This window comes from Paraburkholderia sp. BR10923 (genome assembly GCF_040948765.1).
GTDB lineage: Bacteria > Pseudomonadota > Gammaproteobacteria > Burkholderiales > Burkholderiaceae > Paraburkholderia > Paraburkholderia youngii.
On the sequence record NZ_JBFPKO010000011.1, the window covers coordinates 93,859 to 119,430 of the forward strand.

Annotated in this window: 22 protein-coding genes and 3 pseudogenes; 19 read left to right on the plus strand and 6 right to left on the minus strand. The window is 64.3% G+C overall.

The window, feature by feature from the left end; genetic code table 11:
* The 8 genes from AB3X94_RS21480 to AB3X94_RS21515 all read left to right on the plus strand — a co-directional run bounded on the left by AB3X94_RS21480 (position 1) and on the right by AB3X94_RS21515 (position 10,747).
* Positions 1 to 3,042: a molybdopterin cofactor-binding domain-containing protein gene (locus AB3X94_RS21480; RefSeq protein ID WP_368612636.1), complete on the plus strand. Its 3,042-nt coding sequence runs from the start codon at positions 1 to 3 to the stop codon at positions 3,040 to 3,042.
* Positions 3,039 to 3,860, plus strand: a complete 822-nt coding sequence (locus AB3X94_RS21485; protein WP_176110965.1) for a xanthine dehydrogenase family protein subunit M — start codon at positions 3,039 to 3,041, stop codon at positions 3,858 to 3,860. The genes AB3X94_RS21480 and AB3X94_RS21485 overlap by 4 nt, the downstream gene beginning before the upstream one ends.
* Entirely contained in the window at positions 3,857 to 4,393 is a 537-nt protein-coding gene (locus AB3X94_RS21490; RefSeq protein WP_368612637.1) for a (2Fe-2S)-binding protein, read from the plus strand. The genes AB3X94_RS21485 and AB3X94_RS21490 overlap by 4 nt, the downstream gene beginning before the upstream one ends.
* On the plus strand, positions 4,386 to 5,960 hold the full coding sequence (locus tag AB3X94_RS21495; RefSeq protein WP_368612638.1) for an AMP-binding protein: 1,575 nt from the start codon (positions 4,386 to 4,388) through the stop codon (positions 5,958 to 5,960). The genes AB3X94_RS21490 and AB3X94_RS21495 overlap by 8 nt, the downstream gene beginning before the upstream one ends.
* Before the next feature lie 6 nt (positions 5,961 to 5,966).
* A complete protein-coding gene (locus AB3X94_RS21500; RefSeq protein ID WP_176110968.1) occupies positions 5,967 to 6,773 on the plus strand; it encodes an enoyl-CoA hydratase/isomerase family protein in 807 nt (268 codons plus the stop codon).
* Between the two features lie 45 nt (positions 6,774 to 6,818).
* On the plus strand, positions 6,819 to 8,540 hold the full coding sequence (locus AB3X94_RS21505; RefSeq protein ID WP_176110969.1) for a GMC family oxidoreductase: 1,722 nt from the start codon (positions 6,819 to 6,821) through the stop codon (positions 8,538 to 8,540).
* Between the two features lie 66 nt (positions 8,541 to 8,606).
* Positions 8,607 to 9,983 (plus strand): MFS transporter, encoded by a 1,377-nt coding sequence (locus AB3X94_RS21510; RefSeq protein WP_368612639.1) that lies wholly within the window; start codon positions 8,607 to 8,609, stop codon positions 9,981 to 9,983.
* Between the two features lie 62 nt (positions 9,984 to 10,045).
* Positions 10,046 to 10,747 (plus strand): sterol desaturase family protein, encoded by a 702-nt coding sequence (locus tag AB3X94_RS21515; RefSeq protein ID WP_176110971.1) that lies wholly within the window; start codon positions 10,046 to 10,048, stop codon positions 10,745 to 10,747.
* Here AB3X94_RS21515 and AB3X94_RS21520 read toward each other — a convergent pair.
* From AB3X94_RS21520 to AB3X94_RS21540, 5 genes are all read right to left on the minus strand, one after another.
* A complete protein-coding gene (locus AB3X94_RS21520) occupies positions 10,744 to 11,664 on the minus strand; it encodes a LysR family transcriptional regulator (RefSeq protein WP_129961529.1) in 921 nt (306 codons plus the stop codon). The genes AB3X94_RS21515 and AB3X94_RS21520 overlap by 4 nt on opposite strands.
* 387 nt (positions 11,665 to 12,051) lie before the next feature.
* On the minus strand, positions 12,052 to 12,627 hold the full coding sequence (locus tag AB3X94_RS21525) for a hypothetical protein (protein ID WP_368612640.1): 576 nt from the start codon (positions 12,625 to 12,627) through the stop codon (positions 12,052 to 12,054).
* 107 nt (positions 12,628 to 12,734) lie between these two features.
* Positions 12,735 to 12,977, minus strand: a complete 243-nt coding sequence (locus tag AB3X94_RS21530) for a hypothetical protein (RefSeq protein ID WP_176110974.1) — start codon at positions 12,975 to 12,977, stop codon at positions 12,735 to 12,737.
* Between the two features lie 237 nt (positions 12,978 to 13,214).
* Complete coding sequence (locus tag AB3X94_RS21535; RefSeq protein ID WP_368612641.1) at positions 13,215 to 13,523, minus strand: hypothetical protein; 309 nt, start codon at positions 13,521 to 13,523, stop codon at positions 13,215 to 13,217.
* A 62-nt stretch (positions 13,524 to 13,585) separates the two neighbouring features.
* A complete protein-coding gene (locus tag AB3X94_RS21540; protein WP_368612642.1) occupies positions 13,586 to 13,960 on the minus strand; it encodes an Hsp20/alpha crystallin family protein in 375 nt (124 codons plus the stop codon).
* Between AB3X94_RS21540 and AB3X94_RS21545 the strand changes: the two genes are divergently transcribed.
* From AB3X94_RS21545 to AB3X94_RS21595, 11 genes and pseudogenes are all read left to right on the plus strand, one after another.
* Positions 13,959 to 14,099 carry a hypothetical protein gene (locus tag AB3X94_RS21545; RefSeq protein WP_176110976.1) on the plus strand — a complete coding sequence of 47 codons (141 nt, stop codon included), beginning with the start codon at positions 13,959 to 13,961 and terminating at the stop codon, positions 14,097 to 14,099. The genes AB3X94_RS21540 and AB3X94_RS21545 overlap by 2 nt on opposite strands.
* 58 nt (positions 14,100 to 14,157) lie before the next feature.
* A pseudogene (locus AB3X94_RS21550) lies at positions 14,158 to 14,526 on the plus strand (diguanylate cyclase); the annotation flags it as partial.
* Positions 14,527 to 15,650: 1,124 nt separating this feature from the next.
* Positions 15,651 to 16,793: an RNA polymerase subunit sigma-28 gene (locus AB3X94_RS21555; protein WP_368612643.1), complete on the plus strand. Its 1,143-nt coding sequence runs from the start codon at positions 15,651 to 15,653 to the stop codon at positions 16,791 to 16,793.
* Between the two features lie 42 nt (positions 16,794 to 16,835).
* Entirely contained in the window at positions 16,836 to 17,096 is a 261-nt protein-coding gene (locus tag AB3X94_RS21560) for a hypothetical protein (protein ID WP_176110978.1), read from the plus strand.
* Positions 17,074 to 17,184: pseudogene (locus AB3X94_RS21565) on the plus strand (co-chaperone GroES); the annotation flags it as partial. The gene AB3X94_RS21560 and the pseudogene AB3X94_RS21565, both read left to right, overlap by 23 nt.
* 95 nt (positions 17,185 to 17,279) lie before the next feature.
* On the plus strand, positions 17,280 to 18,899 hold the full coding sequence (gene groL, locus AB3X94_RS21570) for a chaperonin GroEL (RefSeq protein WP_368612644.1): 1,620 nt from the start codon (positions 17,280 to 17,282) through the stop codon (positions 18,897 to 18,899).
* A gap of 80 nt (positions 18,900 to 18,979) precedes the next feature.
* Positions 18,980 to 20,920, plus strand: coding sequence for a molecular chaperone DnaK (gene dnaK / locus AB3X94_RS21575; RefSeq protein ID WP_368612645.1), 1,941 nt, complete (start codon positions 18,980 to 18,982; stop codon positions 20,918 to 20,920).
* Positions 20,921 to 20,960: 40 nt separating this feature from the next.
* Positions 20,961 to 21,335 carry a hypothetical protein gene (locus tag AB3X94_RS21580; RefSeq protein ID WP_368612646.1) on the plus strand — a complete coding sequence of 125 codons (375 nt, stop codon included), beginning with the start codon at positions 20,961 to 20,963 and terminating at the stop codon, positions 21,333 to 21,335.
* Between the two features lie 490 nt (positions 21,336 to 21,825).
* Complete coding sequence (locus tag AB3X94_RS21585; protein ID WP_368612647.1) at positions 21,826 to 23,538, plus strand: phage integrase family protein; 1,713 nt, start codon at positions 21,826 to 21,828, stop codon at positions 23,536 to 23,538.
* 149 nt (positions 23,539 to 23,687) lie between these two features.
* A complete protein-coding gene (locus AB3X94_RS21590; protein WP_368612648.1) occupies positions 23,688 to 23,966 on the plus strand; it encodes a DUF1488 family protein in 279 nt (92 codons plus the stop codon).
* A 304-nt stretch (positions 23,967 to 24,270) separates the two neighbouring features.
* Positions 24,271 to 24,384, plus strand: a pseudogene (locus tag AB3X94_RS21595) (SET domain-containing protein-lysine N-methyltransferase); the annotation flags it as partial.
* A 109-nt stretch (positions 24,385 to 24,493) separates the two neighbouring features.
* Here AB3X94_RS21595 and AB3X94_RS21600 read toward each other — a convergent pair.
* On the minus strand, positions 24,494 to 25,564 hold the full coding sequence (locus AB3X94_RS21600) for an ABC transporter ATP-binding protein (RefSeq protein ID WP_176110985.1): 1,071 nt from the start codon (positions 25,562 to 25,564) through the stop codon (positions 24,494 to 24,496).
* Positions 25,565 to 25,572 lie beyond the last annotated feature (8 nt).

The window sequence follows — 25,572 nt, forward strand, 5'->3', positions numbered from 1 at the left end:
ATGAATCAGCGCGAAACCGCATTCGCCGACATGGACGCGCGCGTCGCCGGCAACGAGGTGCGCGAAGCGAGCGCACCGCAGCGTCACATCGGACGCTCGATCGAGCGCCTCGAAGACCCGGCGATCCTGACGGGCCGTGGCCGCTATGGCGACGACATCGCTGTCAAGCCGGGCACGCTGCACGCCGCGATTCTGCGTTCGCCGCACGCGCACGCAGACATCCTGTCGATCGATACGCAAGCCGCGTCGAAACTCGCGGGCGTGCATGCCGTGCTCACGCGCGACGATTTGCGTCCGTGGTCGCGACCGTTCGTCGTCGGCGTGAAATCGCCGATGGAACAGTGGGCGATCGCGATGGACCGTGTGCGCTACGTCGGCGAGCCGGTCGCGGTCGTGATGGCCGAATCGCGTGCGCTCGCGGAAGACGCGCTCGATCTCATCAAGGTCGACTACGCGATGCTCGATCCCGTGACGTCGATCGAACAGGCCGCGAAGGACGACGCGCCGGTGCTGCACGAACGCGTCGGCAGCAACGTCATCAGCGACCGGCATTTCCGCTACGGCGAGCCCGAAACGGCCTTCGAGCGCGCGCCGCATCGCGTGAAGCTGGTCGCGCATTATCCGCGCAACACCTGCGCGCCGATCGAGTGCGGCGTGGTCATCGCCGAGTATCTTTCGGGCGAAGAAGGCTACGACGTCACGTCCAATTTCATGGGGCCGTTCTCGCTGCACGCCGTCATGGCGATGGCGTTGAACGTGCCTGCCAATCGGCTGCGTCATAAGGCCCCGCGCGATTCCGGCGGCAGCTTCGGCGTGAAGCAGGCGGTGTTTCCGTATGTCGTGCTGATGTGCCTCGCGTCGCGCAAGGCCGGCGCGCCGGTGAAGTGGGTCGAGGATCGGCTCGAACACTTGAGCGCGGCGACATCGGCGACGGCGCGTGTTTCAACCATAGAAGCGGCGGTCGAAGCCGATGGCCGGATCGTCGCGCTGTCTTACGATCAGCTGGAAGACGTCGGCGGCTACGTGCGCGCGCCCGAGCCGGCGACGTTCTACCGGATGCACGGCTGCCTGACGGGCGCGTACGCGATCCCGAATCTGCTCGTGCGCAATCGCGTCGTGCTGACGAACAAGACACCGACGGGGCTCGTGCGCGGCTTCGGCGGCCCGCAGGTGTACTTCGCGCTGGAGCGGCTGATCCAGCGTATCGCGATCGAACTGAAGCTCGATGTGCTCGACGTGTATCGCCGCAACTTCGTTCCCGCCGATGCGTTCCCGTATCGCGCAGCGGCGGGCGCCCTGCTCGATTCGGGCAACTATCAGGAAGCGCTGCGCCGTTCACTCGACGAAGGCGGATACCGGGAACTCGTTGCGCGCCGCGACGCCGCGCGCAACGAAGGGCGGCTGTATGGCATCGGCTTCGCGGCGATCGTCGAGCCTTCGGTATCAAACATGGGCTACATCACGACCGTCATGCCCGCCGACGCACGCAAAAGAGCCGGGCCGAAGAACGGCGCGATCGCGAGCGCGACCGTCAGCGTCGATCTGCTCGGCGGCGTGGTCGTCACGATCGCATCGACGCCCGCGGGCCAGGGCCACATGACCGTGTGCGCGCAAGTCGTCGCCGATGTGCTCGGGCTCGATCCGAAGGACATCGTCGTCAACGTCGAATTCGATACGCACAAGGACGCCTGGTCCGTCGCGGCGGGCAATTATTCGAGCCGCTTCGCAGGCGCGGTGGCGGGCACGGTGCATCTCGCGGCGACGCGCGTGCGCGACAAGCTCGCGCGCGTGCTCGCGAAGCAGTTCAACTGCGCGCCCGCCGACGTGCGCTTCGAAGGCGCGCGCGTCTTTCCGCACGACGCCGAAGACCGCGCGCTGCCGTTCGCGCGTGCCGCGAGCAATGCGCCGCACTGGGCGCCCGCGCTCCTGCCCGAAGGCGAAGAGCCGGGCCTGCGCGAAACCGTGTTCTGGTCGCCGCCGCATATGGATGCGCCCGACGAACAGGACCGCATCAATACCTCGGCGGCATACGGCTTCGCGTTCGACATGTGCGGGGTCGAAGTGGATCGCGCGACGGGACGCGTGCGCATCGACCGGTATGTGACCGCGCACGACGCCGGCACGCTCCTCAATCCCGCACTCGCCGATGGCCAGATTCGCGGCGCGTTCGCGCAAGGCCTCGGCGCGGCGCTGATGGAGGAGTTCCGCTACGGCGCGGACGGCAGCTTCCAGTCCGGCACGCTCGCCGACTATCTGATGCCGACCGCCTGCGAAGTGCCCGATCCGCTGATCGTGCATCTGGAGACGCCTTCGCCTTTCACGCCGCTTGGCGCGAAGGGTCTCGGCGAAGGCAACAACATGAGCACGCCGCCGTGCATCGCGAATGCGGTGGCGGACGCGCTCGGCGTCGAAGACATTCGCCTGCCGCTCACGCCGCCCAGAGTGATGGCGATGATCGGCATCGACGATCCCGAACCGTCGCGGCCGGAATATCGCGAAGCGCCCGCCGCGAAGCCGGCGACGCCAGGCGGCGGTCGCGCACTGACGGCGCAGGGCGCGGTCGACCTGCCCGCGACACCCGAAGCCGTGTTCGCCGTGCTGCTCGATCCGAAGGCACTCGCTAAGGTCATTCCCGGCTGTCACGCGCTCGACGAGACGGCGCCGAACCAGTATCGCGCTGACGTGACCGTCGGCGTCGGCATGATCAAAGCGCGTTTCGAGGCGCGTATCGGCTTGTCGGAGATCGATGCGCCGCGCCGCCTGCGACTCGCCGGCGCGGGAATCTCGCCGCTCGGCAGCGCGCGCGGCAGCGGCCTCGTTGAACTGACGCCGCAAGGCAGCGGCACGCGGCTCACGTACGACTACGAAGCACAGGTGTCAGGCAAGGTTGCGGCGGTCGGCGGCCGGATGCTCGAAGGCGCGGCGAAGGTCGTGCTCAAGCAGTTGTTCGAATCGCTCGGACGGCAGGCGGCGGGCAAGCCCGTGCAAGCGCACGGATCGTGGATCGCAAGACTCCTTGCACGTTTCAGGAGGCACGCATGAAGCCCGCACCGTTCGATTACCTGCGCGCGATGACCGCGCAAGACGCGCTCGACGCGCTCGCGCAATACGGCGAGGACGCCCGCGTGCTGGCGGGCGGCCAATCGCTGATGGCCGTGCTCAATATGCGGCTCGCGCAGCCGAAGGTGCTCGTCGATATCTCGCGCACCGCCGAACTCGATGCCGTGCGCGTGGACCAGCAGGCGCGGCATCTGGTCGTGAACGCAGCGGCGACGCAAGGCAGCGTCGAATGGCGCAGCACGCTCACCGACGAAGCGCCGCTGCTCGCGATGGCGTTCCCGCATATCTCGCACTTTCAGATTCGCAATCGCGGGACCGTGTGCGGATCGATCGCGCATGCGGACCCGAGCGCGGAGTTGCCACTCGTGCTTGCGGCGCTCGGCGGTGACGTGATGCTGCGCTCGCGAAAAAGGCGCCGCACGCTCGCGGCGCAGGACTTCTTTCAGGGAATGCTGATGACCGCGCGCGAGCCTGACGAACTCGTCGAAGCGGTGCGCTTCCCGCTGCGCAAGGAAGGCGAGCGCTACGCGTTCGCCGAATTTTCCGCGCGGCACGGCGACTTCGCGATCGTCGCGTGCGCGGCCGTGGTCACCGACGAGTCGATCCGCATTGCTGTCGGCGGCGTCGCGGACCGGCCGGTGACCGAGCAATGGCCGCGTCTGCGGGGCGACGACCTGCGCGGCGCACTGAACGATTTGAGCTGGAAACTGAACGCGCAGGACGATGCGCAGATCAGCGCGGCGTATCGCCGGAATCTGGTCCGGCAACTCGGATGGCGCGTGATCGAGGAGGCAAAGTGAGCAAGATGTCGGACACCATCATGCGGCACGGCGAAGTGCGGCGCATCGCGCTGACGCTGAACGGCCGCGAACGAAGCGGCTATTGCGAGCCGCGCGAACTGCTGTCGGACTTCATCCGGCACGAACTGGGCGCGACGGGCACGCACGTCGGCTGCGAACATGGCGTGTGCGGTGCATGTACGGTGCAGGTCGATGGCGTCGCGGCGCGCTCGTGCCTGATGCTCGCGGTGCAGGCCGACGGTCGGCGTATCGATACCGTCGAAGGCCTTGCGCCCGATCAGACGCTCGGCGACCTGCAGCAGGCGTTCCAGCGGCATCACGCGCTGCAATGCGGCTTTTGCACGGCGGGCATTCTGATGTCGTGCGCGGATTATCTGCGGCGCGTGCGCGATCCTTCCGAAGAGCAGGTGCGCGAGATGCTCTCGGGTCATATCTGCCGCTGTACGGGCTACACGCCCATCGTGGCCGCCGTGCTCGACGTAGCGGCGCGCCGCCGGGCCGAGGCAAGCGCGAAGGAGGCCGAACATGCTTGATCTCGGACGCACGTTCCTGCAAAGCGTCGAGCGCAGTCCGAACGCGCTCGCGCTCGTCGACGGCGATGTGCAACTGACCTACGCGCAGTGGCATCGCATGATCCTCAATGTCGCCGATGGCCTGCGCGAACTGGGCCTGGAACACGGCGACCGGCTGCTCGTCGTACTGCAAAACCGCTGGGAAATGGCGACGCTGCATTGGGCCGGACAGTTCGCGGGCATCGTGATCGTGCCGCTCAACTGGCGCGCGAAGCCGGAAGAAGTCGACTACTGCGTGACCGACGCGGGGGCGAAGGCGATCGTCTACGAACCCGTCAGCGCGGATTCCGTCGCGCAGAGCGCCGCCGCGCAAAAAGTGCCGCGCGTCGGACTCGACGATGCGCCCGGCCGCACCAGCACCTTCGATGCGCTCATCGTCGAACGAACGCGCAGTGGAGAGGTGACCGACACGACGCACGTCACCGCCGACGATATCTCGCTGATCCTCTATACGTCCGGCACGACGGGCAAAGGCAAGGGCGTGCCGCGCCGGCATCGGCATGAACGCGCGGGCGCGCTCGCGCACGTCGCGCAGAACCTCTACAGGCGTGGCGAACGCACGCTCGGCGTGATGCCGCTCTATCACACGATGGGCGTGCGCTCGTTGCTCGCGATGGCGCTCGTTGATGGCCTGTTCGTCTGCGTGCGGCGCTGGAACGCGAAGCTCGCGCTCGATTGCATTTCGAAGCACGCGCTCACCTGCCTCTATCTCGTGCCGACGCTCTATCACGATCTGCTCGCCGACAGCGCGTTCGCGAGCACGGACACGTCGTCGGTCAGAAAGCTCGGCTTCGCGGGCGCACCGATGAACGACGGCCTGCTCAAGCGCCTCTCGGCCGCGTTCGAGCCGGAGCTCTTCGTCAATCACTACGGCTCGTCCGAGGTCTACACGTTCAGCATCGACCAGGACGCGACGAAGAAACCCGGCAGCGCGGGCCGCGCGGGCATCAATACGCGGCTGCGCGTCGTGAAGCTCGATGCGCTCTCGCCCAACGAGATCGCCGAAGCCGGCGAAGAAGGACAGATCATCGTGGACCTGCTCGGCGACGAAGCCTTCGAAGGCTACTGGAATCGTCCGGACGCGAATGCGAAGTGCCTGCGCGAGGGCTGGTACTTCACCGGGGACACGGGCTATCTAGACCGCGACGGCGATCTGTACGTGACGGGCCGCGTCGACGACATGATCATCAGCGGCGGCGAAAACATCTCACCGGTGGACATCGAATCGGTGCTGTCGCTGCATCCCGCCGTCGATGAAGTCGCGGTCGCGGGCGTCAAGGACGAGCGCTGGGGGCAGCGCGTGGTCGCGTTCATCAAGCGCCGCGAGTACGTCGATGCCGACTCGCTCGATGCATGGTGCCGCCAGTCGGACCTCGTCAACTTCAAGCGCCCGCGCGATTACGTGTTCGTCGACGACATTCCGAAGTCGCCGGTCGGCAAGATCCTGCGCCGCAAGCTGCAAGCGGGCGAGTACACGCCCGATTCACACGCCCTGCCCGCGCAACCTACAGCAACCACCAAGGAGTAACCCACAATGATTGATCTCACCCATCGCGGCCAGACGCTGCTGCAAGACCTCGACGGCTTCTCGGTCGAAATCGACGCGCAGCGCGAGCGCGCCGACATCATCCTGCATCGGCCGCCGTTCAACGTCATTTCGATGCACGCACGCGATCAGTTGCGCGCCGTGTTCGAAGCCCTCGACGAGGACGACCGCGTGCGCGTGATCGTCGTGCGCGCGAAGGGCGAGCATTTTTCGAGCGGCGGCGACATCAAGGGCTTTCTGGAAGCATCGCCGGAACACGTGTCGAAGCTCGCCTGGAATATCGCGGCGCCCGCGCGCTGCTCGAAGCCGGTCATCGCGGCGAATCGCGGCTTTTGCTTCGGCGTGGGCTTCGAGCTGTCGCTGGCCTGCGATTTCCGGATCGTCACCGATACGACCTTCTATGCGCTGCCGGAGCAGAAGCTCGGCCAGATTCCCGGCTCGGGCGGCTCGGCGCGTTTGCAGTCGATGGTCGGCATCGGCCGAACGAAGGACATCGTGATGCGCTCGCGCCGCATTCCTGGCGAGCAGGCGTACGAGTGGGGCATCGCGGTCGAATTCGTCGCGGACGCCGAACTCGAAGCGGCGACGGACGCGCTCGTCGACGAACTGCGCGCATTCTCGCCGCTCGCGCAGCGCACCGCGAAGAAGCTCTTGAACGATTCGGAAGACGCGCCCTTGTCGATCGCGATCGAACTCGAAGGCCATTGCTATAGCCGTCTGCGCTCGTCGGACGATTTCCGCGAAGGTGTCGAAGCGTTTCATGGCAAGCGCAAGCCGGTGTTTCGCGGCAGTTGATACCTGACACGCCGCACGGCGGACGAGACAAGAGGAGACAACGCGATGAATCGCTTCGACTACGTGATCGTAGGCGGCGGCTCGGCAGGATGCGTGCTCGCGCATCGGCTGTCGGCCGTGCCGTCGGTGCGCGTCGCGCTGATCGAGGCGGGCGCCGACACGCCGCCGGGCGCGGTGCCCGCGGCGATTCTCGACAGCTATCCGATGCCCGTCTTCTGCGGCGACACGTACATCTGGCCCGATCTGAAAGCGAAAGCCACGCCGCACGCCGCGCCGCGCGTCTACGAGCAGGGCCGCGTGATGGGCGGCGGCTCGAGCATCAACGTACAGTCGGCCAATCGCGGCCTGCCGCGCGACTACGACGAATGGGCCGCCAACGGCGCCGAAGGCTGGTCGTGGCGCGACGTGCTGCCGTACTTTCGCAAGCTCGAACGCGACGTGAACTTTCCCGGCGGCGAATTGCACGGCAGCGACGGACCCGTGCCGATCCGCCGGATCATGCCGAAGGACTGGCCGGCGTTCTGTCATGCATTCGCGCAGGGTTTGCGCGCGAACGGCTTCGCGGAACTTCAGGACCAGAACGGCGAATTCGGCGACGGCTTCTTTCCGGGCGCATTCTCGAACATCGACGACAAGCGCGTGTCGACGGCCATTGCCTATCTCGACGAAGCCACGCGCAAGCGTCCGAATCTCACCATCTATTCGAATCTGCGTGTCGAACGCATCGTGATGGAAGGCGCGACGGCCCGCGGTGTCGTCGCGATCGCGGCGAACGGCGAGCGCGTGGGGTTCGATGCGGGCGAGGTGGTGCTGAGCGCGGGCGCGTTGCAGTCGCCCGCGATGCTGATGCGCGCCGGTATCGGTGATGCGCGCCAACTCGTGGCGATGGGTATTCCGTGCGTGGCTGACCTGCCGGGGGTCGGACGCAATCTGCAGGATCATCCGTCGCTCACGTTCTGTCATTTTCTCGAGCCGCGCTTTCGCATGCCGCTCGCGCGACGCCGCGCGAGCATGATGGCCGCGCGCATGAGTTCGGGCGTCGCGGGCTGCGACGAGTCGGACCTGTATCTGTCGAGCGCGACGCGCGCCGCGTGGCATGCGCTCGGCAACCGGCTCGGCCTCTTTTTCCTCTGGTGCAACCGGCCGTATTCGCGAGGCCGCGTGCAACTGGCATCGCCCGATGCGGCCGTTGCGCCGCGCGTCGATCTGAATCTGCTCGACGACGAACGCGATTTGCAACGGCTCGCCGCCGGCGTGCGGATGCTGGCGCGCGTCGTCGACGCATCCGGTCTTGGCCGCGATTCACGCGACTTCTTCCCGGCCGCGTTCTCACCGCGCGTGAAGGCGCTGAGCAAGGTCGGTGAAGGCAATGCGCTTCTGACTTCGATCCTCGGCGTGCTGCTCGATACGCCCGCGCCGCTGCGGCGTCTGCTAATCGAACGCTTCTTCACGCGCGGCCTGCAGATGACTTCGCTGCTCCGCGACGAGCGCGCGCTCGCCGATTTCATCCGCGCGAACGTGTTCGGCGTGTGGCATGCGAGCGGCACGTGCCGCATGGGCGGCGCGCAGGACCGCGACGCGGTCACCGATACCGAAGGCCGCGTGCGAGGCACGCGCGGGCTGCGCGTCGCGGATGCATCGCTGATGCCGCGACTGCCATCGGCGAATACCAACATACCGACCATCATGATCGCCGAGAAGATCGCCGATGCGATGGTCGCCCAGCGACGGGCGAGCGTGGCATCGCCGTTCGCCGCCGCGCACTGACGATTTTTCAACCTCGACAAGAGCGCGCATCCAACAAAGCGCGCCTGTGACACAAAGGAGACGCAAATGTCTGTAGCAGCGCAAGACGGGGCCACCGTGCTTTCGGTCAATCAGCGCCAGGTGATGGGCGCTGTGATGGCTTCATGCTTCGGCTGGGCCCTCGACCTGTTCGACCTGTTCGTATTGTTGTATGTGGCGCCGGTTGTCGGGCGTCTGTTCTTTCCGTCCGAACATGCGATGCTCTCGCTCGCGGCGGTGTACGCGTCCTTCGCGGTGACGCTGCTGATGCGCCCGCTCGGTTCCGCGCTGTTCGGCTCCTATGCCGACCGTCATGGCCGCAAGGGTGCGATGATCGTCGCGGTCGTCGGCGTCGGGCTTTCGACGGCGGCCTTCGGCGCGCTGCCGACGGTCGCCCAGGTCGGGCTCGTGGCTCCGGTCCTGTTTCTGCTGCTGCGTCTCGTGCAGGGCGTGTTCGTCGGCGGCGTGGTGGCGTCGACGCATACGATCGGCACCGAATCCGTCGCGCCGAAGTATCGCGGCGCGGTATCCGGTCTCATCGGTGGCGGCGGGGCCGGGCTCGGCGCGTTGCTCGCATCGCTCACGTATCTGGCGATGTCCGCGGTCTTTCCAGGCGATGCGTTCGACGCCTGGGGCTGGCGTTGCATGTTCTTCACAGGCATCCTGAGTTCGGTGCTCGGTCTGTTCGTGTTCAACGGTCTGGAAGAATCGCCGCTCTGGAAGAAGCTCGCCGCGGAAAAAGCTGCGAAAGCCGCTGATCAGAAGAAGATCGTCAACGCCGATAACGCGCGCTCGCCGATCCGCACGCTGTTCTCGCGGGAATATCGCGGCGTGCTGTTCGTCAATCTGCTGCTGACTATCGGCGGCGGCAGCGGCTACTACCTCACATCAGGCTATCTGCCGACCTTCCTGAAAGTCGTGAGTCATGCGCCGAACGGCGCCGCCGCCGCGATCCTGATGATCTGCAGCGTGGCCGTGGTGATCGCTTCGGTCGCGGCAGGGCACGTCAGTACGTTCGTCGGACGCAAGGGCGCGTTTATCTGGATCGGCATCATCCGGCTCATCGCGATGCCAGCGCTGTTCCTGCTGCTGCCGACGGCGCAAAGCATCACGATGGTCGGCGTCTACGCGGTGCTGCTTTCCGCGCTCGGCAGCGCCGGCTATGCGCCCGTGCTGATCTTCCTGAACGAACGCTTCCCGACCGCGATCCGCGCGACCGGCACGGGTCTGTCGTGGAACATCGGCTTCGCGATCGGCGGAATGATGCCGACCTTCGTTTCCCTCGTCGCGAAGGACGCGGGCCAGTTGCCGTCGACGCTCGCGATCTTCGTCGGTGCGATCAGCGTGATCTTTCTCGTGGGCGCGTTCGTGGTGCCCGAGACGCTCGGCAAGCTCGAAGGCGGTTCCGCGCGCAGTCGATCCTGAGTCATTGGACGTAACGGCGCACGCCAACGGGCGCACGCCTTTCACTATAGCCGGAGACATCGATGAAATACGAAGAAGACGTTCGTGCGCGTTCCTACAAGTTCCGTGACGAGTATGTCAATACCACGCCATGGTGGTATCGCGGCGAAATGCACCTCGGCTTCACATTGCTCTTCACCGGCGGCGTGATCGTGTATTGCCTGATGCAGCTTCATGCACCGACGCTTGCCGAATGGCTGGCGGTCATTCCGCTCTTTCTGTTCGGCAACTGGGCGGAATGGGCGGCGCACCGCTACGTGCTGCATCGTCCGACGAAGTATTTCAGCATGATCTACAAGCGCCATTGCGCGGTCCATCACCGGTTCTTCACGCATGTGACGCTTGAATACAAGGGCCACCGTCACTGGCGCGCGCTGCTGTTTCCGCCTTTTGCGCCGGTTGCGTTCGTGCTGGCGGCCGTGCCGTTCGCGCTCGTGATTGGGTTCGTATTCTCCCGCAACGCAGGTTGCATCGCGCTGCTCACGATGGCGGTGTACTTTCTGATGTACGAGGGCCTGCATACGCTTTCACACGTCACCGACAGCCCGTTGCTCGACCGCGTTCCGCTCGTCAACACAGTGCGGCGCCTGCACGCCACACACCACGATCCCGAAGTGATGGCGACACAGAACTTCAACCTCACGTTCCCGATCTGCGACACGCTGTTCGGCACGCGCAGCGACGTTCCGAGCCGTGCGCGCGAACCGTTGGAACGCGGCCGCTAAGGCGCCTGTTTCCCCAAAACACCCGTCGTCACGCGCTTTATCTCATCAGTGATAATCGTGATGAGCGCCTGGGCGGCCGGTCCGATCGGCCGCTTCGGATGCGTGACCTGAATGATGTGGCGCACGATCGGCGGCGACGCTATCGTGCGTGCGCGCAAGCGCCCTTCCTCCACTTTCGCCTGCACGACGACGCGCGGCAGGATGGTCGCGACACCGCTCTGCTCGACGAACTGCACGATGGTGCTGAGCAGATCGATCTCGAACTTCGGCTTGATGACGACGTCAGCCGCCATCAGCGCGGCATCGAGCGCGCCGCGCAGGCCGTTGCGGCGCGTGGGCAACACGAATTCGATGTCCGACTGCTGCGTGAGATCGATCTCGTCGGGCAGCTTTGGGCCGTGCTCCACGCTCGTCACCAGCACCATTTCCTCGACCAGCAACGGCTCTACGTGGAGCGTCAGCCGTCCGCGCGGCTTGTTGATGATGGCGGCATCGAGCCGGCCCGATTCGACAGCGTCGATCAGCTGCGCGCTGAAGCCATCGGCGACGGAGACTTCGACTTGCGGGAAAAGCGCATCGAATCGGGCGAGCGATTCGGGCAATACGCTCTGCGCCTCCGACGACACCATTCCCAGCGACACGCGGCCCGTCACGATGACATCGCGACGGCTCAGGTGTTCGCGTGCGTGATCGATGTCGCGCATGATCGGGGTGTAAAGGCGGTACATCAACCGTGCGGCTTCGGTCGGCGCCATGCCGTGCGGCCCGCGCTCGAAGAGCTTCTGCCGAATCTCCGTTTCGAGCTTGGCGATCTGCATGCTGAGCGCCGGTTGCGCGATGTTGAGCCGCCTGGCGGCGCGCGTGACGGTGCCTTCTTCGAAAAGCGCGATGAAGTACTGGATCTGCTTCAGTTCCATGGGACAGGCGTATACGTGACGGGCCGACGAAGATAGTACCGCGCACCGTCTTTCATGAGGTGGGCGTCGTATGACTAACCCACGGTATCGAGTCGCTGTTCGCAGCCGAGCGTCCCTATGCGTGCGACGATCGCGCAACTGATGGGCACCGATCTCTCCGTCACGCGCATCGTCCCGATCCGGTCGATATGTTCCCAGTACTTTCATGCGCGAGCGCGAAGGTCTGAGCAATCGTAAAGCTTATCGCCGTCTTCGAGCGGCTTTTCTTTTCTCGTAATGAGTCACCATCATGAAAAAACGCACTTATCTGTCCGCCACGATCGAGCTGCTTGCTCTTTCCTTTCGCTCGCGCTGTACCGAGGCTGGCACCTGCCGTCGGCTGACATGTTAGATACTTGAACGAAAGACGCGCAGTTCAGGGTTGTTGAGGACAACTCGCGAATCTGGCGAGCCCTCAAGGTTCCGGCCGCGGTGGACCGAGCGGTGTACTTGCGGGAGCCTGTCGCGGCCGACCGGCAAGCCAATCGCCGAAAGAGAGTATCGAGCGTGCGAGAAGCCGCTTTCGGGGTAGCGCTCGAAAATCCGGTTAATCTCCGCGACAAGCGGACGGACACGCTCTGGCAACGGCGCGTCAGGCCCCAACGTCAAGGCGGTCTGTCCAAACCTGACAGGTCCGGCCTTGATCATGGCACGCAGCGCGGAATTCGCACTGCCGCGCCCAAACAGTTCAGTGCCATATGCACGGATCATGGCCCGCACAATTGCTTCGGCTGCCGGTGTAAGCGGCGGCATGACCTCAACGAGGCGCAGTTGCGATGAACGGACGTCCGGCGCGGTGAAGCGTCCGATATCGTCGATATCGGATTCCAAACGCTGCGCCGGCAGGTCCGCGCTAAAGAGCAGGATCCGGATGCGTTCATAGAGCGCGTCTTCGGCGGGATCGATGACAGCGGTGTCCGTCATTTTCTTTTCCTCGCGGTGAGTTGAGCCCAAACGGCTCGGGATATCGAACCAGAAGCGGATCGACAGGTGTCCAACTCGCGTCCGGCCAGAGGTTGCTGACCGGCGCGCTAGGTCCGTCGAACGTACCGGTCCGAAACAACCGAGCGTTGCTGGATCCATGCGATAGCAAGCTCGAGTGCTTCGTCGCGAGCCTCCTGGGCGTTGGCAAAGTCCACATCGACGCCGAGCGTGCGTGTATCGCCGGCCCGGTCGGTGACAATGGCCGCCGCCGCGTAGCGACCCGTCTCCGTGGGGGTAACCATCGGCCGGATCTCGTAGCCGTGATACTCCATCACTTTGTCCGTATGCATATGACACCTCCGCAAAGCGTCGCGGCGCACCCGAAACGCGCGAGGCGACGCGGTTTTTCAACCAGTCCTGCCGCCCGCGACTTGCCGCGTAGACCCAAGCCCGCGACACCGGCATGCGCGAGCAACGTTTCAATGACCGCGGGCGTCGCCCGCGCGTCCGCCCGGCCTGCCCTGACAGCCCCGCACCCGCGCGTCACGGCGAGGACGACACGCCTGTCGTTGCGATCGCGCAGCCATTCAGCCTGCGTGTCCCGGCACCGCGATGTCAGGCGTGCGGCTACCTGGCACGAGGGGCGTCTCCGATCTTTCCCCACCGCCATTGCCGGCGGCTTGCCGGCTTACACGCGGTGTGCCGCCCGGGTGAAGCGCGTCGAGAAACGTTCTGCCCTTCCCGGACAGGTACGCGCGGCGTGCGCCCGAGGCACAATGTTCCAGCATGACCAGCTGGCGCTCGAGCAGCGCGTCGAGCTCGGCGCGATTCATGTCGATCTGGTCCGGCGCCTGGCGAACCAGTATCAGGGTCGCAAATTCGTGTGGACTGAGCATTTCCGTCTCCCGTAAAACACGGCCCCTTTAGCAGGCGCACGATGCATAAAAACGACACGTGCTTACTTCAGGCCGTACAAGGGCCGCGCTGCCATGCAGCGTGGCGCCGCGCCGGTGAACCGGCGTCGTCTGAACAGCCCGCGTTGGGTGGCGGGTCTCGTGTAATGCGTCGTTTCATGTTCGACCTCCGGTTCGGGGGCTTGCGTTCGCCGCTGATCGACAGCCCCCTTGTCAATTGGGAGCTCGATCGCTGCCAGGCGAGGCCCCGGCGCGGACGCGACGATCTCGGCGCAGTCGTCGCTGCTGCGACGGTTGACGGAAGGAAAGGATGCGCATCGCGCGCAGGCTCGCGGGAAAGCCGCAAAGACGCCGGCCATCTGCCGGTGCAGGCGGTCGAATTCGCCCGGCCGGTCGATGCTGAAGAAAAGATCGCTCATGGCTGGCTCCCTGAAACCGGCGCCTCTCACGAAGAACGAACCCGACCACGCGCTCCAGTTCGCCCGTCCGTGGAAAAACACCGCCGACAAACAAATCGAAACACGCAGCGCTTATCGCGACTGCCTGAGCGATGATTAAAATAGCGCAAGGAACGGAAATTTCAAGAGGCCCTGCAACATGTCACCCAGGAGGCTGCATGGTCCTTTTCGATATGCTTCAGGAACAGATGGACAGCGTGCGCCTGCCACTCTTTGCCGTCACGGTCACGGCGGCTGCGCAGGTAAATACGCCGCTCATTGCGATACTCCACTGGCACGGTTTCCGGCGAGCGACACCGCTTGTCCTGCCCGGCGTTGATATCCCTCCACGGCCCGTGCCGGCCTCGGCGATCCAGCTTGATGCGCCGTGGCACAGGTTCGAGACCGTGGACACCGTGCTGCTGGATGCAGCACGGCAATGCGGTGCGCGGGATGTCGAGCGCGTCGAGCGGCGCGGCTGCAATGTGATCGGCGCCAGCGCCGCCGAGGCGCTGGCCTGCCGTCAGGCGTTCGGCACCTATGGAGAGGACGTGGCGCCTGGTCCGCAGCTTCTCGATGAGGAAACCGGTCGCGAGGACTTTGGCGTGTATGAAAGGATGCTCGCTGAAAAACTGGGCGCGGCGCCGCCGATCCAGTGACACGGCACCGTTAAGGGCGGCGCCGTCCGGCAGGACACGGACGGGGGTCTCATCAGGTCACACCACTGCGCTGGTCGCCCTCGTTAGATGCGAAAAGTTCTGAGGATTTTCCGCCGAAGGCGCTGGCAGAGAGGGTTGGTAGCGCCGACGTGGGGGCTGACATGAGGTGTCGCGGCGTCACGCATCTGAGTGTCAGATGTATCTTGAAATTTTTAGTCAGTGAAGCTAAGTTATATCCAGCTCAGGCAGTGTGCCCCATGATCCACGGGTCGCACACTGCGTGTTTCGATTTGTTTGCCCCGCAGCATGGCAGGCGAACTGGAGCGCGCAAGCCCGTTCTCTTCCTTGCTGCCTCTGAGGAGAAGACGATGAGCAACCTCCATCCACGCTCGGACTCCCCTCTGATCGAGCGCCTCCACCGCACGACAGCCTCCCTTGCCGACGTTCTGCGACCGCTCCCTGAGCGCGCCCGTCGCATGCTCCATGCACAGGTCAATGCGATGCGACCCACGATCCGACAGTTGAGATCACGCATGCGCAGGCGCTAGCCGGGCGGTTGTGCTGTCGATTCTCTTCGCCGTCATTCTCGCGGTGATCATCGCACCTTTCAGCCTGGATTCGAGCGTCGGGCTGGCGTCGCTGTGCGAGGCTGGGTGAATTTTCTCAATCACATCCTGTTCGGACTGGTGGCAACTGACACGTATCTGGCTCTGGAAGGCCGGGAGTCGGACGTCAATGGAAGGATGGGCGCCGGTTGAACAGGACCAACATTCAGGTGGGCGCCCGGTGATGATCCGGACGCATCGAGTGAGGCGGGGGTTCTCGTGTGCGTGTCTAACATAAGCAGGATCACTAATGACATTTAGGCAAGGCTGCCACGGATGACGAGGCATCAAGGGTGCCGGGATGCGCTGAAAATCCCTGCTCGCCGGGGATGCCAGCTCTGCGTGCTGCGTAGGGTCGCGGACGGCCGGGCGATACCATTGAGGCGGTAGGCCATGGACAGGTTTGAGATGAAAACGGCGATCAGTTACCGTAATTTCGCGAAACTTTCCCGCCCCGGGCTGGAAGACCTGATCAGCCGGCTCACGGATCGGCGTCTGACGCCCCATCTGTCGCACTTCCCGTCCGGGCTGGTACGGCTGCAGGCGACGCTGGAAAGGAGTCTGCATCGCAGTCTCTACCGCGTCCGGCTCAGGCTGGTGCTCCCGGGCGCAACGCTTGCGTGCGGCCACGATGCGCCGGAGCCAGAGACGGCGATCGAGCACGCCATCACTGAGCTGGAGCGGCAACTGGAACGCCACGTCGCACACCTGCGTCACGAGGACGCCTGGCGTCGCAAGGAGCGGCGCGCCGGGTTGCGGCAACTCAGGACGGCGGTGGCCGAACAGACGGACGCCGCGTCCACGCTGTTCGGCGAGACCGTTCGTCCGCTGCTCGCGTCGCTCCAGCGCTTCGTGCAGCGGGAACTCGCCTATCTTCAGACGCGGGGTGATCTCGCTTCGGACGACCCATCGGTCGACGATATTGTCGACGAGGCGCTCGCGCGCGCCTGCGAGCGGTTTGCTGAGCGCCCGCGTCGGCTCGAACCCCTGCAGTGGCTCTACCAGATCGCACTGGAACTGCTTGAAGCAGAAGTCGCACATCGCCAGATGGAGGAAGGCCGATGCATCTCGCTTGAGGGCCGGCTGCCCGTCCAGTTGCACGAACCGCGTGAAGACGATGACGAGCTGCTGTTCGAGTACTGGCAGCCCGATGAAGTGCTGCGCCTTGAGGACGTGGTGCCAGCGACGGACGGCACGCCTGAGGACGCCGTCATCTCGAGGGAGCTGCGCGAGCTGGTCGCCGCGCTTCTCGCCGAGCTGCCAGAGCCATGGCGTTGCGCCGTGACGCTCTGCCGTCTTGAAGCGCAGCCGGAAGCCGCCGCGGCACAGGTTCTGGGGATCACGGAGGAGGAACTCCGGCACCGGCTTGCCCATGCTGACGCTTTTCTCACGGCGAGGCTCGGTGATCTGCGGCTGACACCGCAGCCGTCGGTCGAGCCTGCCGGTTACATCGCGCGGGGCACGCTGCCGCCTGCATCCGGGCTTTCCAGGGATTTTGACGAGGCGACGCGGCGCGATACCCCACAGGGGGCACGGCCCGTTCATGATTGAGTGCGGACGCTGCAACGTCCGAACCAATGACGGAGGGCAACGATGAAAACAGCCACGAGACCAACGCGAGACCGTATCGATGACGTGGACAGAATGCTCGACGAGACGCTGGAGGAAACCTTCCCCGCGAGCGATCCTGTCGCGTGCACGGCGATGCCTTCGATCAGCTCATCAGTCGCGCTGTCGCATAGGCCTGTGCAGACAGTGAAGACGCTGCCCCGGGCAAACCGGACTGCACGCGATCCGAAAACCTATGTGGACCGATCATGCGAGCAGGATCATGAAACTCATGCCCTTGCATGACCGGGTCGTGCTCAGGCGCGTGCCGCAGGAGCGTACGACCGCAGCCGGTATCGTCATCCCCGATACTGCGGGCGAAAAGCCGGACGAGGACAACGTCGGCGACCGCGTACTGTTCGGCGCGGCCCCATAGGCCCGTGCCCGGTGCAACCGTGCTTCGTTTGACAGGTCAGGAGGTAGCGCGAAATGTCTGCCAAAGATGTCAGGTTTCACGAACTCGCCCGCCAGCATATTCTCACGGGCGTCAACATCCTTGCCGATGCGGTCAAGGTCACGCTCGGCCCCAGGGGGCGAAATGTCGTCCTCGAGCGCGCGTACGGCGCACCGACCGTCACCAAGGACGGCGTGTCGGTCGCGAAGGAGATCGAGCTGAGCGACAGGTTCGAGAACATGGGGGCGCAGATGGTCAGGCAGGTCGCCGCCAAAACCTCGGATGTCGCCGGTGATGGTACAACCACCGCCACCGTGCTCGCCCAGGCCATCGTACGGGAAGGCATGAAGTACGTTGCCTCGGGCCTGAACCCGATTGACCTCAAGCGTGGCATCGACCAGGCCACCGCGGCGATTGTCGAGGAGCTCAGCAAGCTTTCCCGGGCTGTCACGACCGGCCGCGAGATCACCCAGGTGGGCACCATCTCGGCCAATGCGGATGAGGAGATCGGCAGTCTCATCGCGCAAGCGATGGACAAGGTCGGCAAGGACGGCGCCATCACCATCGAAGAAGGCAAATCGCTTCAAAGCGAACTCGAGGTCGTAGAGGGCATGCAGTTTGACCGCGGGTGGCTGTCTGCCTATTTCATCACCGATCCCGACAAGCAGTCCGCTGTGCTTGAAGAACCGTACATCCTCGTGCACGACAGGAAGATCTCGTCGATCCGCGACCTGCTGCCCCTGCTGGAAGCGGTGGCCAAGGCAGGCAAGCCGCTTCTCATCATTGCCGAGGACGTCGAGGGCGAAGCCCTGACCACGCTGGTGGTGAATTCCGTGCGCGGCATCCTGAAAACCGTGGCCGTGAAGGCGCCTGGTTTCGGCGACCGGCGCAAGGCGATGCTGGAGGACATCGCGACGCTGACGGGCGGGATCGTCATCGCGGAAGAAACGGGCGGCAAGCTCGAAAACGTCAAGCTGGAGGACCTCGGACGGGCGAAGCGGGTGGAGATCGAAAAGGAGGCAACAACGATCATCGATGGCGCCGGTAACCGGAAGACGATCGATGGGCGCGTCCAGGCGCTCCGTCGCCAGATCGACGAGACGACGAGCGACTATGACAGGGAGAAGCTGCAGGAGCGCATTGCGAAGCTGTCCGGTGGCGTTGCCGTCATCAAGGTAGGAGCCGCTACCGAGATGGAGATGAAGGAGCGCAAGGCACGAGTCGAGGATGCGCTGCACGCAACGCGCGCGGCGGTCGAAGAAGGCATCGTGCCGGGCGGCGGCGTCGCATTGCTGCGTGCCCGGGCCAGCCTCGGCGACGTACGGGGCGCCAATGCCGACCAGGACGCGGGCATCCGCATCGTGCTGCGCGCACTTGAAGAGCCGCTGCGCCAGATCGCCACCAACGCGGGCGAGGAGTCCTCGGTTGTGCTGAACAGTGTGGTCGGGGAGACGGGCAATTTCGGCTGGAACGCGGCTTCAGACACCTACGGCGATCTGGTGGAGATGGGGGTGGTCGACCCGACCAAGGTGGTGCGCACGGCGCTGCAAAATGCCGCGTCGGTGGCCGGTCTTATCCTCACCACCGATGCCGTGGTTGCTGAACTGCCGAAAGACGAGGCAAAGGCGGTTGTGCCTCCGATAGTCGATTATTGATACGGCGGTCCGCACGGCGGCAGAGGGCGTCCGCCTGAGCGGGCGATGCAGTGCAAAGACTGAGTATCGGCGAGGACATCATGGGCAAGATCATCGGTATCGACCTTGGCACCACCAACTCTTGCGTGGCGCTGATGGAAGGCAAGCAGGTCAAAGTGATTGAAAACTCGGAAGGCGCCCGTACGACGCCGTCGGTGGTCGCGTATCTCGATGACAACCAGATACTCGTCGGGGCGCCCGCCAGACGCCAGGCCATCACCAATCCCGGGAATACGCTGTTCGCAGTGAAGCGCCTGATCGGTCGCCGCTTCGAGGAAAAGGAAGTCCAGAAGGACATCGGCCTGATGCCCTACAGGATCATCAGGGCGGATAACGGCGACGCGTGGGTTGAAGCGCACGACGAAAAACTCGCGCCACCGCAAGTGTCCGCAGAGGTGTTGCGCAAAATGAAGAAGACGGCCGAAGACTACCTCGGCGAGCCAGTCACGGAAGCCGTGATTACCGTGCCAGCGTACTTCAACGACAGCCAGCGCCAGGCGACCAAGGACGCGGGCCGTATCGCGGGGCTCGAAGTCAGGAGAATCATTAACGAGCCGACCGCAGCTGCCCTCGCGTTCGGTCTGGACAGGCAGGAAAACCGTGACCGCAAGATCGCCGTATTCGACCTCGGTGGTGGCACCTTTGACATATCCCTGATCGAGATTGCCGACGTGCGCGGTGAAAAACAGTTCGAGGTACTGTCGACGAACGGGGACACGTTCCTCGGCGGTGAAGATTTCGACCAGCGCATCATCGACCATCTCGTCGGCGAGTTCAGGAAGGAGCAAGGCATTGATCTGTCGAAGGACGTGCTCGCACTGCAACGCCTGAAAGAAGCGGCCGAAAAGGCGAAGATCGAACTGTCTTCGAGCCAGCAGACCGAGATCAACCTGCCCTACATCACGGCAGATGCCTCCGGGCCGAAGCATCTGAGCGTGAAGCTCACGCGCGCCAGACTCGAGGCACTCGTCGAGGATCTGATCGAGCGCACGATGGAGCCGTGCCGAATTGCGATCAAGGACGCCGGGTTGTCCACGGACAAGATCGACGACGTCATCCTCGTTGGCGGCATGACACGGATGCCAAGGGTGCAGGAGGCGGTCAAGGCGTTTTTCGGGCGCGAACCCCGCAAGGATGTCAATCCCGACGAGGCGGTCGCCGTGGGCGCGGCGATCCAGGGGGCAGTGCTGTCCGGTGAACGAAAAGACGTGCTGCTGCTTGACGTCACGCCGCTCTCGCTTGGCATCGAGACGCTCGGCGGGGTCATGACCAGGATGATCGAAAGGAACACCACCATACCGACCCGGTTCTCGGAGGTTTTTTCGACCGCGGACGACAACCAGTCGGCAGTCGGCATCAAGGTCTATCAAGGCGAACGCGAGATGGCGAGCGGGAACAAGCTGCTCGGTGAGTTCAAACTGGAAGGCATCCCTCCTGCGCCGCGTGGCATGCCGCAGATCGAGGTGATGTTCGACATCGATGCGAATGGAATCTTGCACGTGTCGGCCAGAGACAAGGCGACGGGCAAGGAAAACCGGATCACCATCAAGGCCAGTTCGGGCCTGTCCGAAGGCGAAGTTGAAAAGATGGTGAGAGACGCCGAAGCGCACGCCGCGGAGGACCATCGGCTGCGTGAACTGACCGAGGCGCGCAATCAGGGCGACGCCCTGATACACCGCACGCGCAAGGCCCTCGGCGAATACCACGAGAAGCTGAGTGCGGACGAGAAGGCGAAGATTGAAGCCGCGATCAGGGAACTGGAGGCCGCGCTCAAGGGTTCCGACCGGGACGAAATCGACGTCAGGACCCGCGCACTCGCTACCGCCTCGCAGCAACTCGGAGAAAAAGTCTACGCAGACGTGCAGTCACAGGGGAGCAGTCCCGGGCCTGCGACCAGCCCGCAAGAGGCAGGCCGCCCGGGGCAAGACGTGGACGATGACGTGATCGATGCGGAGTTCAGGGAAGTGAACACCAAACGGTGACGCGCAGGTGGGCAGCACCGGACGGTAAGAGGCCTTCGCCATGAAGAGACGATTGTGTGGATTACTCGCGGTAGCGGCGATTGCCGGGTTGTGGCCAGAGACCACGATGCCAGCCAGCCCGCCGCTGCCGACGTTGCCTCTGCAGCGCGATATCTGGATCACCGGGACAATCGGACGTGGCAGCGGGACATATGCGCCGGGCGACTATACGACGATCACGCTGGATCGCCCCTCGACCTCCCCCTGCACTGACAAGGTGGTGACCGACATCCTCCTTGGCGAAGGCGGTGCGATGCCCCCCACACTCCTGCTGCCGTATCTTAACCAGCGAGTCGCCGTCAGGGGCCGCGTGATCTGTCCAGAATCCGGCATTCAGTTTGAGCCGCAGCCGGACTTCGTGTTTCCGATCTGGTGAGGCCCGTGTCCAGTCGCGTGCCACGCGCGCATCGGGCGTCGTGTGTTGCGACCATGGTGAGTTGAAGGTGCCACAGCGGCACCTGACCGTGGCATTGCTTACGCTCACGGCAACAAGACAGCGCCGCAGTGCCCTGAACTACCTGTCATTTTTCTCGGCGGCGGAAAGGCGAGCCGGTCATTCACCACTGAAAGCACTGCGGATACCGAGATAGCGATGGACTCTGCGCAGATCCTCTGCCTATGTTGGTTGGCAAATACGCCGACGGACTGGAGGTGCTTCGCTGAGGCAGCGAGCAGCTGGTTCTGCCGTCGCTGTCGTCCCTCGGAGTTCGAACGGCCCGACGGCAGTAGTACCAACTTTAGTTGAAATTTAGAACCAATTTTAGTTGTGTGAGCGGGGAAGTTTTTCTAAAAATGGTGAGCCGACCCGGCTACAAAGATAATCTTTCTTATCATAACGACCCTATTTCTACGTTAAACTTGGCGTTATGACAGTCCACCACACCTTGATGCCCGCCCCGGCCTCCGCTGACCCGTCCGGCTTCCCCGACGCCGATGAACTCGCCGTGCTGCGGGCGTGGTATGCAGGACTGCCCGTGCGCGAGGCGGTTGAGCGCTACCAGCCTGCCGCGCTGGGCGACGGCAAATCCGCGCGAGGCGTGCTCGGGCGCATCCGGCGCCGGCTGCAGGCGATCGCGCGCGCCGCGCATCGCGAAGAGCTGGCCGCCCTGTTCGATCATCCCGCGGAAGATCGCGTACGGCTCGCGAAGGCCGTCGCGCACGCCATCGAGGCGCTGCGCACCGCGCGTGCGCCCGAACCGCAGATCACCGACGACGTCGCGCAGTGGTTCGCTGCGCGGGCCGTGCGCGTACTGCACGCCCACGGCATCCGCACGCTCGCGGATCTGACCGTGCGCGTGCCGCGCCGCCGCCAGTGGTGGAAAGCGGTACCCGGCCTCGGCGCATCCAGCGCCCGCGCCATCGAGGCATTCTTCGCGGCGTGGCCTGCCCTCACCGAAAAGGCACGCGCGCTCATCAGCGCGAGCCGCCAAGGCGAACTCGTGCCGTGGGAATCGCTGCAGGTTCCGCATGAAGTCGACGGCTCACAGGGGACCTTCCGCGCGCCCAAAGCCACCTGTGCGCTCGACGCCGACAACGACTACGAAGCGGTGCAGACCTGGCTCGCGTTACACGAATCACACGCCACGCAGCGCACCTACCGCAAGGAGGCCGAGCGCCTGATCCTGTGGGCAATCGTCGAGCGCGGCCGTGCGCTGTCCTCGCTCACGACCGAAGATGCGATCGCGTACCGCGCGTTCCTGCGCCACCCGTCGCCGCGCGCCCGCTGGGTTGGCCCGGTGCGTCCACGTACGTCGCCGGACTGGCGCCCGTTCAATGGCAGCCTGTCGGCGCGCTCGGTCGCGCATGCGCTGTCGATTCTGGGCGCCCTGTTCCGCTGGCTGATCGAGCAGCGCTACGTGCTCGCCAATCCGTTTGCCGGCGTGAAGGTCCGCGAGGCCAGCGGCGCCAACGTGCTGGATACCTCGCACGCGTTCACCGAAGGCGAATGGGCGCTCGTGCGCACGATCGCCGATGGACTCGAGTGGTCATCTGGCTGGTCAGCACCCGCCGCACAACGGCTACGCTTCCTGCTCGACTTCGGTTACGCAACGGGGCTGCGGGCGAGCGAACTGGTCGGCGCCTCGCTCGGACACATTGAGACCGATGCACGAGACGACCACTGGTTGCGTGTAACGGGTAAGGGAAAGAAGCTCGCGCGCGTCGCGCTGCCGCTGCTGGCGTGGGACGCCCTCGTACGTTATCTCGCCGAACGCGAATTGCCGATCCTGCCGGTTCGCTGGCGGCCGGAAACGCCGGTCATCGGCAGCCTCGAGGCGGAGAGCGTCGCGGCGATCAGCAGCGTGCGGCTCTGGGGTGTGCTCAGGCGCTTCTTCGTGCTCGCCGCACAGGCGATTGAAGCCGATCATCCGCCGCTGGCAGAGAAGCTGCGTCGCGCAAGTCCCCACTGGATGCGCCACACCCACGCGACGCATGCGCTCGGGCGCGGTGCGGAACTGACCACCGTGCGTGACAATCTTCGGCACGCTTCCGTGTCGACGACGTCGATCTATCTGCACAGTGATGAAGTGAAGCGGGCACGACAGATCGGGGATGCTTTTGCCAGTGACAGACGCCGGTAGCCAGAACGCAACCAGCGTTGACACCACTGGCTTCCACGCAGTCCGAAGCGGCGCTCCATGACCTGCAACCCGCCAGCTTCGCGCTCACCCGGAATGCATAACCTGTGCAAAAATCATCGTGACCTGATCAGAAGCGCCCTCCACCGCCTATGGAAACTGCTGAATCCGTCGAACCTGAACCGCAGGTGCTCGCCAGTCGCCTCGGCGTGACATTTTCTCTGGTCTTCCAGAACCGCCCGGTCGAATGCATCATCACGATCACGGCGCTGGAAGCGTATTTCTGGCTGGAACCACGCGCAGGCGACGAGCGTATCCTCAAAACCTTTCGCGATGGCCACGGACGCATTCGCGCGATCGCCGAACGGAAGCTGCTTGCCCATCCCGCGGCACGACTTGAGCTGACGCCGGCAGATTTCTCGCGCCCCTGAAACACCGGTTTTCGCCTGCGGAGCATCCTTCTGCTCACATTCCAGAATCGACTCCGACTCCGACTCCGACTCCGACAGCGCGCGTGCAACTGGTCTGCAGTCAGTTGAGCGGCGGTTTCGTGGCTCGCGAGTGCAGGCACTTTAATGGAAGCGTATGGGCCAGTGCTCATCACGTGCATTCCGCCACGACGGCAACTCGGGCCGGCCGCCTTTTGTGAGCAGCTTTTGGGGCGAAGCCCGGGTGCGATGGCGAACGACGTCGACTGTTAGTTGCATATTAAAAAGGAAGCCATTGAACGGCAGCGCCATCGAGACGAGCGACCGGGTGTTCATTCACGCCCTCGCCCCTATCGCACCCGGTAACGAGTTCCTCATCGACTACGGTCTGTCAGTCGACGGTGCGGTCACCCATGAAGTGGCCTGACGATCAGGCGTTGGCACGTCGCGGAAGCCGAGCGATTCGAGGGTCTGCAACTAGTCGAACCATCGCAACCAGCAAGTCTATCCCGGCAAGCCGGCAAGGCCTATTAGTGCACGTTCTCATCCAGCACAAGCAGATTGTCGTGCGAAAAGCCAAGCGCAACTGGCTGCCCGCGCTCCGGCAGGATCCGGTTCGGATCGTTGAACACATCGAGAGTAACGATTGCGCTGCTGACCCGCGCGCGAATACGCACCACGGAACCGAGGAAGCTGATCTCTTCAACCGTCGCCGACAGCGAGTTGCGGTCGTTCGATGGCGGCTCGAGCAGAATTGCCTCGGGACGCAACGCCAGCACACGCTCCTTACCGGCATCGTCCGGTGGGAGCGGCCGCGATGTCACCAGTTCCTGACCGTCAACGGCAATGCGTCCCGTTGCAGGATCGATCACACGTCCGGCCAGAATATTGAGCGTTCCCACGAACGTCGCGACAAAGCGTGTACGCGGAAAGTTGTATATATCGAGCGGCGCCCCAACTTGCTCGACACGCCCGTCGTTCATTACGACGATGCGGTCCGACATCGACAACGCTTCTTCCTGATCGTGCGTGACGAAGATCGACGTAATGCCGAGTTCACGCTGTAGTGTCCGTATATCTTCGCGCAGCGAGACCCGAATTTTTGCGTCGAGCGCGGAAAGCGGTTCGTCGAGCAGCAGCACTTGAGGCTTACTCGCGAGCGCACGGGCCAAGGCCACACGCTGTTGCTGCCCACCGGACAATTGCCACGGATAGCGCCCGGCGAGATGCGGCAGCTTGATCAGTTCCAGCATCTCTGCAACGCGCCCGCTCACCTCTTTCTCCGAACGCTTTGCGACCTTCAACGCGAAGCCGATGTTCTGCGCCACCGTCATGTTCGGAAACAACGCGTAAGACTGGAACACCATGCCGACGGCGCGATCGCGCGTGCGCACACGCGTAACGTCACGACCATTCAGGCGGATCGCGCCTCGCGTGGGCGTTTCGAATCCGGCGATCATGCGCAGCACGGTCGTCTTACCGCAGCCCGACGGGCCGAGAAAGGTGATGAATTCGCCTTGTCCGATGTTCATGTCGAACTGATGCACCGCAACGTTTGCTCCAAACGCCTTGTGAAGATTGTCAATCTCGAGAAATGCCATGGGTCGCG